The 14,708-nt window shown below is 72.5% G+C and carries 16 protein-coding genes; 9 read left to right on the forward strand and 7 right to left on the reverse strand.

What is annotated here, in order from left to right:
- The first annotated feature begins 156 nt into the window (after positions 1-156).
- The gene (locus tag ACZ38L_RS07660; protein ID WP_465690222.1) at positions 157-465 is read left to right on the forward strand and encodes a hypothetical protein; all 309 of its coding nucleotides are present in this window, start codon (positions 157-159) and stop codon (positions 463-465) included.
- 6 nt (positions 466-471) lie between these two features.
- Here ACZ38L_RS07660 and ACZ38L_RS07665 read toward each other — a convergent pair whose 3' ends face one another.
- The 3 genes from ACZ38L_RS07665 to ACZ38L_RS07675 form a co-directional block, all read right to left on the reverse strand.
- A complete protein-coding gene (locus tag ACZ38L_RS07665; protein ID WP_465690224.1) occupies positions 472-1,818 on the reverse strand; it encodes a pyridoxal phosphate-dependent decarboxylase family protein in 1,347 nt (448 codons plus the stop codon).
- A gap of 152 nt (positions 1,819-1,970) precedes the next feature.
- Positions 1,971-2,435, reverse strand: a complete 465-nt coding sequence (locus ACZ38L_RS07670) for an Lrp/AsnC family transcriptional regulator (RefSeq protein WP_465690226.1) — start codon at positions 2,433-2,435, stop codon at positions 1,971-1,973.
- Between the two features lie 77 nt (positions 2,436-2,512).
- Entirely contained in the window at positions 2,513-3,439 is a 927-nt protein-coding gene (locus ACZ38L_RS07675) for an NADP-dependent oxidoreductase (protein ID WP_465690228.1), read from the reverse strand.
- Positions 3,440-3,632: 193 nt separating this feature from the next.
- On the opposite strand from ACZ38L_RS07675, the gene nadA reads away from it, so the two are divergent.
- Positions 3,633-4,817: a quinolinate synthase NadA gene (gene nadA / locus ACZ38L_RS07680; protein WP_465690230.1), complete on the forward strand. Its 1,185-nt coding sequence runs from the start codon at positions 3,633-3,635 to the stop codon at positions 4,815-4,817.
- Positions 4,818-4,895: 78 nt separating this feature from the next.
- Here the strand turns inward: nadA and pspAA are convergent, their stop codons facing one another.
- A complete protein-coding gene (gene pspAA, locus ACZ38L_RS07685) occupies positions 4,896-5,189 on the reverse strand; it encodes a PspA-associated protein PspAA (protein ID WP_396561732.1) in 294 nt (97 codons plus the stop codon).
- 39 nt (positions 5,190-5,228) lie between these two features.
- Positions 5,229-6,044, reverse strand: a complete 816-nt coding sequence (locus ACZ38L_RS07690) for a PspA/IM30 family protein (protein WP_465690233.1) — start codon at positions 6,042-6,044, stop codon at positions 5,229-5,231.
- Between the two features lie 251 nt (positions 6,045-6,295).
- Here ACZ38L_RS07690 and ACZ38L_RS07695 point away from each other — a divergent pair, with 251 nt between their 5' ends.
- Both ACZ38L_RS07695 and ACZ38L_RS07700 read left to right on the forward strand, forming a co-directional pair.
- Positions 6,296-6,895: a DUF3043 domain-containing protein gene (locus ACZ38L_RS07695; protein ID WP_465690235.1), complete on the forward strand. Its 600-nt coding sequence runs from the start codon at positions 6,296-6,298 to the stop codon at positions 6,893-6,895.
- 155 nt (positions 6,896-7,050) lie between these two features.
- Complete coding sequence (locus ACZ38L_RS07700) at positions 7,051-7,848, forward strand: methyltransferase domain-containing protein (protein ID WP_465690237.1); 798 nt, start codon at positions 7,051-7,053, stop codon at positions 7,846-7,848.
- Positions 7,849-7,885: 37 nt separating this feature from the next.
- Here ACZ38L_RS07700 and ACZ38L_RS07705 read toward each other — a convergent pair whose 3' ends face one another.
- On the reverse strand, positions 7,886-8,086 hold the full coding sequence (locus ACZ38L_RS07705; RefSeq protein ID WP_396561739.1) for a hypothetical protein: 201 nt from the start codon (positions 8,084-8,086) through the stop codon (positions 7,886-7,888).
- 125 nt (positions 8,087-8,211) lie between these two features.
- On the opposite strand from ACZ38L_RS07705, the gene cobU reads away from it, so the two are divergent.
- Positions 8,212-8,772 (forward strand): bifunctional adenosylcobinamide kinase/adenosylcobinamide-phosphate guanylyltransferase, encoded by a 561-nt coding sequence (gene cobU, locus ACZ38L_RS07710; protein WP_465690239.1) that lies wholly within the window; start codon positions 8,212-8,214, stop codon positions 8,770-8,772.
- Between the two features lie 18 nt (positions 8,773-8,790).
- On the opposite strand, the gene ACZ38L_RS07715 is transcribed toward cobU, so the two are convergent.
- On the reverse strand, positions 8,791-9,252 hold the full coding sequence (locus ACZ38L_RS07715) for a hypothetical protein (RefSeq protein ID WP_465690313.1): 462 nt from the start codon (positions 9,250-9,252) through the stop codon (positions 8,791-8,793).
- 119 nt (positions 9,253-9,371) lie between these two features.
- Between ACZ38L_RS07715 and ACZ38L_RS07720 the strand changes: the two genes are divergently transcribed.
- The 4 genes from ACZ38L_RS07720 (at position 9,372) to lpdA (ending at position 14,697) form a co-directional block, all read left to right on the forward strand.
- Positions 9,372-10,487, forward strand: coding sequence for a nicotinate-nucleotide--dimethylbenzimidazole phosphoribosyltransferase (locus ACZ38L_RS07720; protein WP_465690241.1), 1,116 nt, complete (start codon positions 9,372-9,374; stop codon positions 10,485-10,487).
- A gap of 5 nt (positions 10,488-10,492) precedes the next feature.
- A complete protein-coding gene (locus ACZ38L_RS07725) occupies positions 10,493-11,239 on the forward strand; it encodes an adenosylcobinamide-GDP ribazoletransferase (protein WP_465690243.1) in 747 nt (248 codons plus the stop codon).
- A gap of 162 nt (positions 11,240-11,401) precedes the next feature.
- On the forward strand, positions 11,402-12,895 hold the full coding sequence (locus tag ACZ38L_RS07730) for a leucyl aminopeptidase (protein ID WP_465690245.1): 1,494 nt from the start codon (positions 11,402-11,404) through the stop codon (positions 12,893-12,895).
- A gap of 413 nt (positions 12,896-13,308) precedes the next feature.
- Complete coding sequence (gene lpdA, locus ACZ38L_RS07735) at positions 13,309-14,697, forward strand: dihydrolipoyl dehydrogenase (protein WP_396561750.1); 1,389 nt, start codon at positions 13,309-13,311, stop codon at positions 14,695-14,697.
- Positions 14,698-14,708 lie beyond the last annotated feature (11 nt).

Consider the following 14,708-nt stretch of genomic DNA (forward strand, 5'->3'; position numbering starts at 1 on the left):
TTAGTCCACCTACCCCAGCCAAAAAAAAAGCGTACGGGGTGAAATCGACCAGGGGCGCCCCTCCCCCCCCCCCCCCCACCCCCCCCCCCCCCCCCCCTCCCCCCCTCTCCCCCCCCCCCCCCCCCCCCCCCCCCCCACGGCCCTGACCACCGCTTCATGCTGGCCCACTACGACGAGCTGCTGGTGGCCGACACCCTGGCCGGCAGCGGCTACTGCTACCGACAGGGCGGCGAGGTCAAGCTGCTCGCCGCCACCTCCAAACGGCTGGCGGTCCGGCTGCTGCGCGAGGCGCTGGCCCGGGTGCCCACCGGTACCGAGGCGCTGGTCCGGTTCGCCACCGCCGAGCAGGAGTGGGCGGTGGACGTCGGCCTGGAGCTCGGGCTGACCCTGGAGACCCACGGCTACCTGGCGCTGCACGGGATGAAGCCGCCGACCCCGTACCTGCCGAGCGGCGGCTTCCTCTGACGGGCCTCAGGCCATGGTGGCGAGGATCTCGCGGACCATCTCCATGGTGGTGCCGGGGTGCAGGAAGGCGAACCGGGCGACCGTCTCGCCGTCCCAGCCGGTCGGGGTGACGAAGCCGACCTGGTCCGCGAGCAGCCGGTGCGACCAGTCGTAGTACTGCTGCTCGGTCCAGCCGGTGCGGCGGAAGCAGACCGCGGAGAGCTGCGGGTCGTGCAGCAGCTCCAGGTGCTCGGTCTCCCGGATCAGCTCGGCGGTCTCCCGGGCCAGCGTGAGGCCGGCCTCGATGGCGTCGGTGTAGGCCTGGGTGCCGTGCACCGCCAGCGAGAACCAGAGCGGCAGGCCGCGGGCCCGGCGGGTCAGGTGGTAGGCGTAGTCGGTGGGGTTCCACTCGTCGCCCTCGTGGTGCAGCACGTCCAGGTAGGAGGCGTCCTGGGTGTGCACGGCCTTGGCGAGCCGCGGGTCTCGGTAGATCAGCGCGGCGCAGTCGAAGGGGGCGAAGAGCCACTTGTGCGGGTCGACGACGAACGAGTCGGCGTGCTCGATGCCGTTGTAACGGGCCCGGATCGAGGGGGCGAACAGGCCGGCGCCGCCGTACGCGCCGTCCACGTGGAACCAGAGGCCGCGCTCACGGGTGACCTCGGAGAGGCCCTGCAGGTCGTCGACGATGCCCTCGTTGGTGGTGCCGGCGGTGCCGACGACGGCGATCACGGTCTCCGGGTGCGGGTCGGCGGCCAGCGCCTCGCGCAGCGCCTGCCCGGTGAAGCGGCGGTCCACGGTGGGGACCTTGAAGGCCTCCACGCCGATGATGTTGAAAGTGTTCTTGACCGAGGAATGCACCTGGTCGGCGACGGCGATCCGCAGCCGGGCCTCCGGGCCGAGCCCGAGCCTGCGGCGCGCGGTGTCGCGGGCCACCACCAGGGCGGAGAGGTTGCCGGCCGAGCCGCCGGAGACGAAGGTGCCGCCGGCCGTGGCGGGCAGCCCGGCCCGGTCGGCTATCAGCCGCAGCACCTGGTTCTCGGCGGCGATCGCGCCGGCCGCCTCCAGCCAGGAGATGCCCTGCAGCGAGGCGCAGGAGACCACCATGTCGAAGAGGAGCGCGGCCTTGGTCGGGGCGCACGGGATGAACGAGAGGTAGCGCGGGCTGTCGGCGGAGATCACCGCGCGGGACAGCTCGTGGTCGTAGAGCTTGAGCACGTCGGCCGGGGCGTTGCCGTGCTCGTTCAGCAGTCCGGCCAGCTGGCCGCGCAGGTGCTCGCCGTCGCCGGGGTGGTCGAGCGGGACCGGGTCGTACTGCAGGCGCTCGCGCATGTAGCCGAAGACCAGGTCCACCAGTTCGTTGTCGGGCTGGTGCATGCGGTGCGCTGCTGCGGTCACGGTGCGGCCTCTCGATCGGCTGGAAAACTGCTGATCAGCGTAGGCAGCAGCGCCCCGCGCCCGCGCGTCTGAATGCGGCTATTCAGGCAGCTTTCGAGCGTGTTCGATGCTCTTCACGCAGGATTCCTGCGTCAGCCGATCAACCGTGACAGCACCACTGAGCTGCGGCTCCGCTGGACGCCCGGCTCCTTGCGGATCCGCTCGATCACCGCCTCCAGGTGGCGGGTGTCGGCGGCACGCAGATGGACCAGCGCGTCCGGGTCGCCGGTGACCGTCCAGGCGGCCACCACCTCGGGGAACTGCCGCAGGGTGGCCAGGATCTCCTCCGGCGGGGTGCGCTCGCGGCAGTAGATCTCGACGAACGCCTCGGTCTCCCAGCCCAGCAGGGCGGGGTCGAGCACCACGGTGAAGCCGCGCACCACCCCGCGGGCCCGCAGCCGGTCGATCCGGCGCCGCACGGCGGTCGCCGAGAGGTTGGCGAGCTGCCCGATCTCGGCGTACGAGGCCCGGCCGTCACGGCCCAGGTGGGCCAGGAGCAGTCGGTCGGTCTCGTCGAGGGAGACGCCGCCCGTCTCCGGCGGTCGGCTGGTGCTCATCGGTGCGGGTCTCCACTGATCGAACTCGGGCTCGGGTCTCTCGGGTTTACCGCCCCTATTCTCACCAAGTCGAACGATCAGTCCACCGTTAGGACGATCTTGCCCCGGGTCCGGCCCTCGGCACTGAGCAGCTGCGCCGAGCAGGCGTCCTCCAGTCGGAACGTCGAGGCGACCGTGAGGGCGAGCCGGCCGGTCTCGACGAGCTCGGCCAGCACGGCGAGATCGGCGGCGTCCGGGCGGACGAAGACGTAGTGCCCGCCGGCCTCGCGGACCGAGGCGTCGGCGATCGAGGCGATCCGGCCGGGGTCGGCCACCAGGTCGAGCGAGACCGCCACCGCGCCGCCGCCGACCGCGTCGAACGCGGCGTCCACGCCCTGCGGCGCCAGCTCGCGGACCCGCTCGACCAGGCCCTGGCCGTAGAGCACCGGCTCGGCGCCCAGCTCGCGCAGGTACCCGTGGTTGTGCGGGCCGGCCGTGCCGATCACCCGGGCGCCCAGGCCCAGCGCGAGCTGGACCGCCAGGCTGCCGACCCCGCCGGCCGCCGCGTGCACCAGCACGGTCTCGCCGGCCTGCACCCGGAGCGCCTTGACCACGCTCTGGTAGGCGGTCAGGCCGGCCAGCGGCAGGCCGCCGGCCTGTGCCCAGCCGAGCCCGGCGGGCTTGTGGGCCAGCGTGCGGACCGGGCAGGAGACCAGCTCGGCGTAGGTGCCGTGCTGGACCGCGTCCTTGCGGACGTAGCCGAGCACCGCGTCGCCCGGCCGGAACTCGGTGACGGCCGGACCGACCCGCTCCACCACCCCGGCCACGTCCCACCCCATGACCAGTGGGAAGTGGACGTCCAGCACGCCGTCCAGCCAGCCCTCCCGGATCTTCCAGTCGACCGGGTTGACCCCCGCCGCCCGCACCCGCACCAGCACCGAGTCGGGGCCGACCTTGGGGTCGGGCAGCTCCATGCACTCGACGACCTCGGGGCCGCCGTACCGCCTGATCGCGATCGCCTTCATGGCACCAGCCTCGCCGACCGGCGGCCGATCCGCGCGGCCGCGCGGCGCCGACCGCGCGCTCCACGGAGTCCAGCGGATCGCGTCACATCGACGCGATGGCCATCGTCAGAGTGACGCGAACGCGTTATGATAGATAGCGTCAGATAGACGAGAAGGCTGGGACTCTCCGGCCGCAGCAGGAGGGCACCCGCCCGTGACCACCACCGTTGACCCCCAGCAGTTCACCGAGCCGAGCCAGACCCCGCTGGCACTGCTGCTCCTCGGCCGGCAGGCCGACCCGAACAGCGAGCGCGGCGTCGAGTGCCCCGGCGACCTGCCGCCCGCCTCCGACCCGGACCTGGTCGAGCGCGCCCGCGCCGCCAAGGCCGCCCTCGGTGACCGGGTCTTCATCCTCGGCCACCACTACCAGCGCGACGAGGTCATCGAGTTCGCCGACGTCACCGGCGACTCGTTCAAGCTCGCCCGGGACGCGGCGGCCCGACCGGAGGCCGAGTACATCGTCTTCTGCGGCGTGCACTTCATGGCCGAGTCGGCGGACATCCTGACCACCGACGCCCAGCAGGTCGTGCTGCCCGACCTCGCGGCCGGCTGCTCGATGGCCGACATGGCCACCGCCGAGCAGGTCGCCGAGTGCTGGGACGTGCTGACCGAGGCCGGCGTCGCCGACGTGACCGTGCCGGTCTCGTACATGAACTCCTCCGCCGACATCAAGGCCTTCACCGGCAAGCACGGCGGCACCATCTGCACCTCCTCCAACGCCAAGCGCGCCCTGGAGTGGGCCTTCGAGCAGGGCCAGAAGGTGCTCTTCCTGCCCGACCAGCACCTGGGCCGCAACACCGCGGTGCGCGAGATGGGCTTCTCGCTGGACGACTGCGTCCTCTACAACCCGCACAAGCCGAACGGCGGGCTGACCGCCGAGCAGCTGCGGAACGCCAAGATGATCCTCTGGCGCGGGCACTGCTCGGTCCACGGCCGGTTCTCGCTGGACTCGGTCAACGAGGTCCGCGGGCGGATCCCGGGCGTCACCGTGCTGGTGCACCCCGAGTGCAAGCACGAGGTGGTCACGGCCGCCGACATGGTGGGCTCGACCGAGTTCATCATCAAGGCGCTGGACGCCGCCGAGCCCGGCTCCAAGTGGGCCATCGGCACCGAGCTCAACCTGGTCCGCCGGCTGGCCAAGGCGCACCCGGACAAGGAGATCGTCTTCCTGGACCGGTCGGTCTGCTTCTGCTCGACGATGAACCGGATCGACCTGCCGCACCTGGTCTGGGCGCTGGAGTCGCTGGTGGACGGCCGGGTGCCCAACGTGATCACGGTCGACCCGGAGACCGAGAAGTACGCCAAGGCCGCGCTGGACCGGATGCTGGCGCTGCCGTAACCGGGCGGGGCACGACGAAGGGGCGGCATCTCCCGTTCGGGAGGTGCCGCCCCTTCGTACGTCCGGCCGGAGCCCGTGCTACTCGGGAATACCGGGGATCAGCCCGTCACCCTCGGCCCGCAGCAGCGCGCGGACCTCGTCGATGGTGGCGTCCTCGGTGGGCAGGATCAGGTCGGACGGCTCCAGGGAGTCGACCGGCACCGGGGAACCGACCTCGCGGACCGCCGTGAGCAGATTGCCCAGCGTGCTGCGGAACGCCGTCTCGTCCCCCTCGTCCAGAGCGGTGAGCAGCTCGTCGTCGAGCTGGTTCAGCCGGTTCAGGTGCTCGTCCGCCACCTGGAACTGACCCTCACCCATGATCCGCATGATCATGCTGGCGTTTCTCCCTGCTGTCGATCCGAAGCGGGCTGGTTACTTGTGGTAGTTGATGGTGGGCGGCGGGGTGTCCTGCTGGGCCTGGCCCCCCTGCTGCGCGGCGCCACCACCGTTGCCCTGCTCGATCGCGGCCGGGCCGGCGGAACCACCGCTGAGCTCGGCCTTCATCCGGGCGAGTTCCAGCTCGACGTCGCTGCCGCCGGCCACTCGCTCCAGCTCGGCCTCGATGTCGTCCTTGCGCATGCCGCTCGGGTCGTCCAGCGCACCGGAGGCGAGCAGCTCGTCGATCGCGCCGGCCCGGGCCTGCATCTGGGCGGTCTTGTCCTCGGCCCGCTGGATGGCCAGGCCGACATCGCCCATCTCCTCGGAGATGCCGGAGAAGGACTCCGCGATCCGGGTCTGCGCCTGGGCGGCGGTGTAGGTGGCCTTGATGGTCTCCTTCTTGGTGCGGAACGCGTCCACCTTGGCCTGCAGCCGCTGGGAGGCGAGGGTGAGCTTCTCCTCCTCGGCCTGCAGCTGCTGGTACTGCACCTGCAGATCGTTGATCTGGGTCTGCATCGCCGACTTGCGGGTCAGCGCCTCGCGCGCCAGGTCCTCACGGCCGAGCGAGAGGGCCTTGCGGCCCTGGTCCTCGTACTTGGCGGACTGCTGCTGGAGCTGGGTCAGCTGCAGCTCCAGGCGCTTGCGCGAGGTGGCGACGTCCGCCACGCCCCTGCGCACCTTCTGCAGCAGTTCGAGCTGCTTCTGGTACGAGTAGTCGAGCGTCTCGCGCGGATCCTCCGCCCGGTCCAAGGCCTTGTTCGCCTTGGAGCGGAAGATCAGCCCCATACGCTTCATGATTCCGTCGCTCATGGGCCTCGGGTGCCCCCTTCTCCGGCCTGCGGTTTCTATCTCGTACCAAATCTAGTGCGAGTGTAAGTGCAGCGAGGCAATCACCGCAGTACACCTAGTGGCAACAAGCCTGCTACGGCTTGCCGCCGCCGGCCTCCTCCCAGGGGTGGATTCCGCAGGTGGAACCCGGTCGGGGTGCGACCCCTAGATCGATACGGGTTTGCGTCCTGCGGGCCTCCGGGGACACTCCCGCCAGCACGTAGGCTTGTCCTGTGTTCCGACGCCGTTCAGATGATGCTCCCTCCTCCGCCACCGCCCTGGCCGAGCAGGATGAAACGCCCTCGAGCCGCGACCCGCAGGCGAAGAAGGGCCGTCCCACGCCGAAGCGCAGCGAGGCCGAGGCCAACCGGCGGACCCGGGTGACCGTGCCGAAGGACCGCAAGGAGGCCGCCAAGCAGTCCCGCGAGCGACTGCGGGCCGAGCGCGAGAAGCAGCGGGTGGCGCTGCTCAACGGTGACGAGCGGGCCCTGCCCGCGCGCGACAAGGGCCCGGTGCGGCGCTTCGCCCGCGACTACGTGGACTCCCGCTGGTCGCTGGCCGAGTTCTTCCTGCCGGTCGCCGTGGTGATCCTGGTGCTCAGCGTGCTCCGGGTGCCGGCGCTGCAGCTGCTCTCCACGCTGCTCTTCCTGGTCTTCCTGATCATGGTGGTGCTCGACTTCCTGCGCCTCGGCCTCGGCCTGCGCAAGCAGCTGCTCACCCGTTTCCCGAACGAGAACATCCGTGGCGCGGTGAGCTACGGCCTGATGCGGATCCTCCAGATGCGCCGGCTGCGGCTGCCCAAGCCGCAGGTGAAGCGGGGCGAGCGCCCCTGACCGCCGAGCCGCTGCCGTACGACTGGTCGCCCACCGTCCAGGGGGTCGGCGCCGTCCAGGGATCCGGGCTGTACGCGCTGCCCGGACAGCCGGACGGTGACCACGACCGTTCGCCGTACGAGCTGTCGCCGTACGAGCGGGCCGGCCACGAGCGGGTGCCGGCCCGCGGCGGATCGTTCGCCGGCGGCGCCGGGGCCTGGCTGGACCGGCAGCACGGGCTGCGCAACGTGGTCCGGCAGGAGCTGGTGGGCCGGCAGCTGGCCGAACAGCTCACCGCGCACTTCCAGGGCGCCGGCGCGCTGCGGGTGCTGGACGTCGGCTGCGGCCAGGCCGTCCAAGCGCTGCGGCTGGCCCGGGCCGGCCACCTGGTCACCGGGCTCGACGCCGACCCGGTCACGCTGGGCGCGGCACAGGCCGCGCTGGCCGCCGAGCCGCCGGAGGTGCGCGAGCGGGTCCGGCTACTGAGCGGCGACGGGCACCAGTGCGGCCGCTGGTTCCGGCCCGGCAGCTTCGACCTGGTGCTCTGCCACGGCGTGCTGATGTACCTGCCCGACCCGGATCCGCTGATCGCCTCGCTGGCCCGGATGGTGGCCTCCGGCGGGCTGCTCTCGCTGGTCGCCCGCAACCGGGACGCGCTGGCCATGCGGGCCGGTCTGACCGGTGACTGGCGGGCCGCGCTGCAGGCCTTCGACACCGACCACTACGCCGACCGGCTCGGCCTGACCGCGCGCGCCGACCGGCTGACCGACCTGGCCACCACGCTCACCGAGGTCGCCGTCCCGCTGCGGAACTGGTACGGCGTGCGGGTCTTCACCGACGCCGCCGCCGACCACGCCCCACTGCCGGTGGACGGCCGCCAGCTCGCCCAGCTGCTGGACGCCGAGGAACGGGCCGGCCGCGAGGACCCGTACCGGCGGGTCGCCGGGCTGCTGCACCTGGTGGGCGCCAAGTAGCGGGGCCCACCAGGTGCGGCGGATCGGGTCCGCCGCCTCAGCTCTCGCTCAGGCTCATCGTGTAGATCTTCTGCTCGTCCTCGAGCAGGGTGACCCGCTCGACCCCGTCGGCCAGCAGCTGCTTCCAGGACTCGCCGATCCAGGACTCCGCGTCGCTCTGACCGGCGAACTCCTCGGTGCCCGCGGCCGGGGTGATGACCGTTCCGTCCGCCGCCTCGTACCGCCACGTCCACACCATGCCCGGCTCCTCCCTGTGGTTCGCTCGCGCCCTCTCGACGCCCGTCCGCGCAGGCTATCGCGCGGCGCGCAGGGGTCAGGCTGCCCACCGCGGGGGCGGTCAACCCCGTCCGGCAGGATGTGCGCATGGCACGCACCCTGATCCTCGGTGGCGCACGGTCCGGCAAGTCGACCCGGGCCGAGCAGCTGCTGCTCGACCACGCCGACGTCCTCTACGTCGCCACCGGCGGCAGCCGCCCGGACGACGCGGAGTGGGCGCAGCGGGTCGCGCTGCACCGCGAGCGCCGTCCGGCCGGCTGGCGCACCGCGGAGACCTGCGACCTGGTGGCGGTGCTGGCCGACCGGGACGACCCGGCGCCGGTACTGGTCGACTGCCTGGCGCTCTGGCTGACCGCCGTGATGGACCGGGCCGACGCCTGGGACGACGCCGCCTGGGCGGCCGGCGCCGAGGCCGAGGTGGCCCGGCACTGCGCGGAGCTGGCCGAGGCCTGGCGACTGACCGGACGCCGGGTGATCGCGGTCAGCAACGAGGTGGGGATGGGCGTGGTGCCCGCCACCGCGGCCGGTCGGCGGTTCCGGGACGCGCTGGGCCGGCTCAACATGGCGCTCGCCGACGAGTCGGAGCGGGTGCTGCTGGTGGTGGCCGGCCAGGTGCTGGCGATCCGGGACACCGGCCGGCCGGACTGACGGCCCGTCGTCGAGGCGTCAGACGGAGACGCTGCGGGCGTAGTTGACCCGGTTCATCAGATCCGCGACCTGCTCGGGCGAGCTCACCGGGATCGAGGTGGAGTGGAACCGCCCCCCGCTGCTGACCGTGATCTGCAGGTGGCCGACCGTGCGACGCTCCTTCATCAGCAGGAAGAGCAGGCCGATCAGGCAGAACAGGAAGAAGACGATGGCCAGCACGATGCCGGCCGGTGCGATCCGCTCCTCGGTGCGGGAGAGGTCGGTGACCGTCCAGACCGCGCCCTGCAAGGGGAAGGTGCCCGCCGGGGTGACGATCCCGGTGGTGGTCACCGCGATGTCCCCGAAGGTCACCAGCTGCTGCCCGGCGGCCGGCGCCGCCGGAAAGCCGTAGCCGGGCGGCGGGGTCGCGGCCGACTGACCGTACGGCGGGGTCGACTGCGGATATCCGTAGACCGGGGCGCCGGCCCCCTCGGGCGGCATGGACGGCGGGAACGGGGGCTGGCCGGGTGCGCCGGACGGCGGCGGAGGAAAGGTCACAGTGGAGAAGTCTCCCGCACCGGCCCCGCTCCCGGCGAGCCGGATTGGTAACCTTCCGAGCGATGGACACCACCGTGGATCTCGACACGTTCGCCTCGCTCGTGGAGCGCCCCGACGACGACGCCCGCCGCGCGGCTTCGGAGCGCTGGCTCGAACTGGATCAACCGCGTGGCGGGTTCGGGCGGTTGGAGGAGTACGGCAGCTGGCTGGCGGCCGTTCAGGGCCGGTCGCCGCTGCGCGCGCTGAGTTCACCCAAGGTGGTGCTGTTCGCGGGTGACCACGGCGTGGCCTCGCTGGGCGTCTCCCGGCTGCCCGCGCGGGGCGGCACCGCCCGCCGGGTGCACGCCGTGCTGAACGGCAGCGCACCGGTCGCCAAGCTGGCCCGGCGGTTCGGTGCCGAGCTGCGGGTGATCGACGTGGCGGTCGACGCGGACCCGGGGCAGTTCCCCGCCGAGGTCGTCCAGCACCGGATCCGGCGCGGCTCCGGGCGGATCGACGTCGAGGAGGCGGTCAGCCTGGCCGAGGCCACCGCCGCCTTCGCGACCGGGATGGCGATCGCCGACGACGAGGCCGACCTGGGCACCGACCTGGTGCTCCTGGGCGACCTCGGGGTCGGCTCGACCGCGGTGGCCGCGGTGCTGGTCGGCGCGCTGTGCGGGACGGACGCGGCGGCGGTCTGCGGGCGCGGCTCGGGGATCGACGACCAGGTCTGGATGGTCAAGTGCGCGGCGATCCGGGACGCGCTGCGGCGGGCCCGGCCGGTGCTCGGCGACCAGCTGGCGCTGCTGGCGGCCACCGGTGGCGCGCAGTTCGCGGCGATCACCGGCTTCCTGTTGCAGGCCGCGGTGCGCAAGCTGCCGGTCGTGCTGGACGGCGTCGTCGCGGCCGCCTGCGCGCTGGTGGCGCAGCGGATCTCGTTCCGGGCGCCGGAGTGGTGGCGGGCCGCGGCGCCGACCGGGGAGCCGGCACTGACCAAGGCGTACGACCGGCTGACCCTCACCCCGCTGCACGAGGAGAAGATCACCACCGGCGAGGGCATCGGCGCGCTGCTGGCGCTGCCGCTGTTGCAGGCGGCCTCGGACGCGCTGGCCGTGGACCCGTTCACCCCCGCCCAGCCGACCGCGCCCAAGGAGCCGCCGCGGCTGCCCACCGCGCTGGAACTGCTCGGCGAGGCCTGAGCCGGGTGCACGGCCTGCGGTTCGCCTTCGGCACGCTGTCCGTCCTGCGGGTCCGGGTCGAGCGCTGGGACCGCGCCTCGGCCGGCCGGGCGATGCTGGTCGCGCCGTTGGTCGGGCTGGTACTGGGCGCCCTGGCGGCCGGCCTGGGCGCGCTGGCCGCCTGGCGCGGCGGGCCGCTGCTCGGGGCCGTCACCGCGCTCGCCGCGCTGGCCGGCCTCACCCGCGGACTACACCTGGACGGCCTGGCCGACGTGGCCGACGGGCTGGGCAGCGGCAAGCCGGCCGAGGACGCGCTGCGGATCATGAAGCAGTCGGACATCGGGCCGTTCGGGGTGCTTACCCTGGTGCTCCTGCTGGCCGCTCAGATCGCCTGCCTGGCCCAGCAGTTCGGCCATTCGGCAGGGCGCGGCGCGCTCGCGGTGCTGACCGCGGCGGTGGCTGGGCGGTGCGCGCTCGGCTGGGGTTGCCTGCGCTCGGTGCCGGCTGCCCGGCCGGGTGGCCTGGGCGCCATGGTGGCCGGCACGGTCCCCCCCGTCGGCGCGCTCGCCGGCACCGCGCTCGCCGCGCTCGCCCTCGCCGCGCTCGGCCACCACCCGCGCTACGCACTGGCCCTGACGGTCGGCCAGCTGACCGCCGGGCTGCTGCTGCGCCGCTGTGTCCGCCGGTTCGGCGGAGTCACCGGAGACGTGTTGGGCGCGATGGCGGAGACCGCGGCGACCGCCTGCCTGTTCTGCCTTGCCGTGGGGCCCTGAAATCCGGTGGGCGGACCGGGGGACGCGGGATCCCACTATGCGGACTACCATGCGGGGAGCACCGTAGCCCTGCGCCTTTCGGCGGAGCATGCTTGGGCTGTAGCCATGCCGCATTCCCGGCTGTGGACCGCGAAAGAACGCGAAAGAACAGGACGCAATTACGTGACTGCATTGTCTGTGAGCACCTCCTCCGCCGCCGCGCTGCGCGCGGACGCGCTCGTCATCGGCGTGGCGAAGGGGCCCAAGGGCCTGGTGGTGACCTCCGGCGCCGAGGCCGTGGCCGAGGCGTTCGAGGGCAAGCTGGCGGACGTCCTCAGCACGCTGGGCGCGACCGGCGGCGAGGGAGAGGCCGTCAAGCTGCCGGCCCCGGCCGGGCTGAAGGCCGGCTTCGTGCTGGCGGTGGGTCTCGGCGAGGCCGCCGAGGACGGCTACCCGCTGGAGGCGCTGCGCCGGGCGGCCGGTGTCGCCGCGCGCACCCTGGCCGGCGCCAAGAAGGCCGGTCTGGCGCTGCCGGCCGAGTCGCCCGCCGAGGTCGAGGCGGTCGCGCTGGGCGGTCTGCTCGGCGCGTACGAGTTCACGGCGTACCGCACCGCCGAGAACGGCAAGGGCGCGGTCGGCGAGCTGACCGTGCTGGCCCCGCGCAAGGGCAGCAAGGACGCCAAGGCCGCCGCCGAGCGCGCGGTCGTCCTCGCCGAGGAGATGAACCGCGCCCGCGACCTGATCAACACCCCGCCGAACGACCTGCACCCGAAGGCCTTCGCCACCATCGCGCAGGGCGTCGGCAAGGAGCACGGCCTCAAGGTCGAGGTGCTGGACGAGAAGGCGCTGGCCAAGGGCGGCTTCGGCGGCATCCTGGGCGTCGGCAACGGCTCGGACAACCCGCCCCGGCTGGTGAAGATCGCCTACACCCACCCGAAGGCCAAGGCCACCCTGGCCTTCGTCGGCAAGGGCATCACCTACGACTCGGGCGGCATCTCGCTCAAGCCGGCCGGCCACAACGAGACCATGAAGTGCGACATGTCCGGTGCCGCCGCGGTCTTCGCCGCCGTGGTCGCCGCCAAGCGGCTGGGCCTGGCCGTCAACGTCACCGGCTGGCTGGCGCTGGCCGAGAACATGCCGTCCGGCAGCGCCACCCGCCCGGGCGACGTGCTGCGGATGTACGGCGGCAAGACCGTCGAGGTGCTCAACACGGACGCCGAGGGCCGCCTGGTGCTGGCCGACGCGATCGTCCGGGCCGGCGAGGAGAAGCCGGACGCGATCGTCGACGTGGCCACCCTGACCGGCGCGATGGTGCTGGCGCTGGGCACCCGCACCTTCGGCGTGATGGCCGGCACCGACGCCTACCGCGAGAAGCTGCACGCGACCGCGCAGCGTGCCGGCGAGCAGTCCTGGCCGATGCCGCTCCCCGCCGAGCTGCGCAAGGGCATGGACTCGCCGGTGGCCGACCTGGCCAACATGGGCGAGCGGATGGGCGGCGGTCTGGTGGCCGGCCTGTTCCTGAAGGAGTTCGTGGCGGACGGCATCGACTGGGCGCACCTGGACATCGCCGGCCCGGCCTTCCACGAGAGCGCCCCGTACGGCTACACCCCCAAGGGCGGCACGGGCAGCGCGGTGCGCACCCTGGTGCAGCTGGCGGAGGAGACCGCGCAGGGCTGAGTCCCGCTCCCCGGTCCCCGGTAGGGCCCCGCGCTCCGGCGCGGGCCCCTACCGGCGTTTCGTCCGACCCTTCCGGTTACCAGCTGGTAGTGGTCAACCGGGCCCAGGATTCCTGTTCGCCTCGGGCGAAACTTTGTTCCACAGGGTGGAATCCGCTCCGCTCCTGTTCCGTCCAGCACACCCCGCAGGCCCGAAACGACCGGCCCTGACCTGCGCAGACCGGCCGCCGGAGGGCCGGCACCGGGTCACCCGGAGCCGTCCCGGACCCCCCGCAGGGTGGACCCGGACATCAGTCGCCGCGAACAAGTGCGAAGATGTATTTCCGGTACGACTGGGCACCCCACAAGGGCTTCCCGAACACCGGACCAGCACCGGCCCGGACGATCCACACCCCATGGCATGGAGGACGTGACGTGGCGAACGACGCCAGCACCGTTTTCGACGTAGTCATTCTCGGAGGCGGAAGCGGCGGTTACGCCGCGGCGCTCCGCGCCGCTCAGCTGGGTCTGAGCGTGGCCCTGATCGAGAAGGGCGAGCTGGGCGGCACCTGCCTGCACCGGGGTTGCATCCCCACCAAGGCGCTGCTGCACGCCGCCGAGGTCGCCGACGAGACCCGCGAGGCCGCCGAGTTCGGCGTGCTCGCCACCTTCCAGGGCATCGACATCAAGGGCGTCCACAAGTACAAGGACGACGTGGTCTCGGGCCTGTACAAGGGCCTGCAGGGCCTGGTCGCCTCCCGCAAGGTCCACTACATCCAGGGCGAGGGCCGGCTCTCCTCGCAGACCTCGGTGGACGTCAACGGCCAGCGCGTCGAGGGCCGCCACATCGTCCTCGCCACCGGCTCGGTGCCGAAGTCGCTGCCCGGCCTGACCATCGACGGCGACCGGATCATCTCCTCCGACCACGCCCTCAAGCTCGACCGCGTCCCGCAGTCCGCCGTCATCCTCGGCGGTGGCGTGATCGGTGTCGAGTTCGCCTCGGTCTGGAAGTCCTTCGGCGTCGACGTCACCATCGTCGAGGCCCTGCCGCACCTGGTCCCGCTGGAGGACGAGAACTCCTCCAAGCTGCTGGAGCGCGCCTTCCGCAAGCGTGGCATCAAGTTCGAGCTCAAGGCCCGCTTCTCCGGCGTCGAGTACACCGAGAACGGCGTCCGGGTCTCCACCGAGAACGGCAAGCAGATCGACGCCGACCTGCTGCTGGTCGCCATCGGCCGCGGCCCGGTCTCGCAGGGTCTGGGCTACGAGGAGGCCGGGGTCGCGATGGACCGCGGCTACGTCCTGGTCGACGAGTACATGCGCACCAACGTGCCCACCATCTCGGCCGTCGGTGACCTCGTCCCGACCCTGCAGCTGGCGCACGTCGGCTTCGCCGAGGGCATCCTGGTGGCCGAGCGGCTGGCCGGCCTCAAGGCCGTGCCGATCGACTACGACGGCGTGCCGCGGGTGACCTACTCCAACCCCGAGGTCGCCTCGGTCGGCATCAGCGAGGCCAAGGCCATCGAGGTGTACGGCAAGGACAAGGTCGTCACCCTCAAGTACAACCTCGCCGGCAACGGCAAGAGCAAGATCCTCAAGACCTCCGGCGAGATCAAGCTCGTCCAGGTCAAGGACGGCGCCGTCGTGGGTGTCCACATGGTCGGCGCCCGGATGGGCGAGCAGGTCGGCGAGGCGCAGCTGATCTACAACTGGGAGGCGCTGCCCGCCGAGGTCGCGCAGCTCATCCACGCGCACCCGACCCAGTCCGAGGCGCTCGGCGAGGCGCACCTGGCGCTGGCCGGCAAGCCGCTGCACGCGCACGACTGAGCGCGCCCGAC

This window comes from Kitasatospora sp. NPDC024654, assembly GCF_055559155.1.

Coding starts and splice junctions, on each gene's coding strand:
- ACZ38L_RS07660 (WP_465690222.1), top strand. CDS start 157: ATGCTGGCCCACTACGACGAGCTGCTGGTGGCCGACACCCTGGCCGGC.
- ACZ38L_RS07665 (WP_465690224.1), bottom strand. CDS start 1,818: ATGCACCAGCCCGACAACGAACTGGTGGACCTGGTCTTCGGCTACATG.
- ACZ38L_RS07670 (WP_465690226.1), bottom strand. CDS start 2,435: ATGAGCACCAGCCGACCGCCGGAGACGGGCGGCGTCTCCCTCGACGAG.
- ACZ38L_RS07675 (WP_465690228.1), bottom strand. CDS start 3,439: ATGAAGGCGATCGCGATCAGGCGGTACGGCGGCCCCGAGGTCGTCGAG.
- pspAA (WP_396561732.1), bottom strand. CDS start 5,189: ATGATCATGCGGATCATGGGTGAGGGTCAGTTCCAGGTGGCGGACGAG.
- ACZ38L_RS07690 (WP_465690233.1), bottom strand. CDS start 6,044: ATGAGCGACGGAATCATGAAGCGTATGGGGCTGATCTTCCGCTCCAAG.
- ACZ38L_RS07705 (WP_396561739.1), bottom strand. CDS start 8,086: ATGGTGTGGACGTGGCGGTACGAGGCGGCGGACGGAACGGTCATCACC.
- cobU (WP_465690239.1), top strand. CDS start 8,212: ATGGCACGCACCCTGATCCTCGGTGGCGCACGGTCCGGCAAGTCGACC.
- ACZ38L_RS07715 (WP_465690313.1), bottom strand. CDS start 9,252: ATGCCGCCCGAGGGGGCCGGCGCCCCGGTCTACGGATATCCGCAGTCG.
- ACZ38L_RS07720 (WP_465690241.1), top strand. CDS start 9,372: ATGGACACCACCGTGGATCTCGACACGTTCGCCTCGCTCGTGGAGCGC.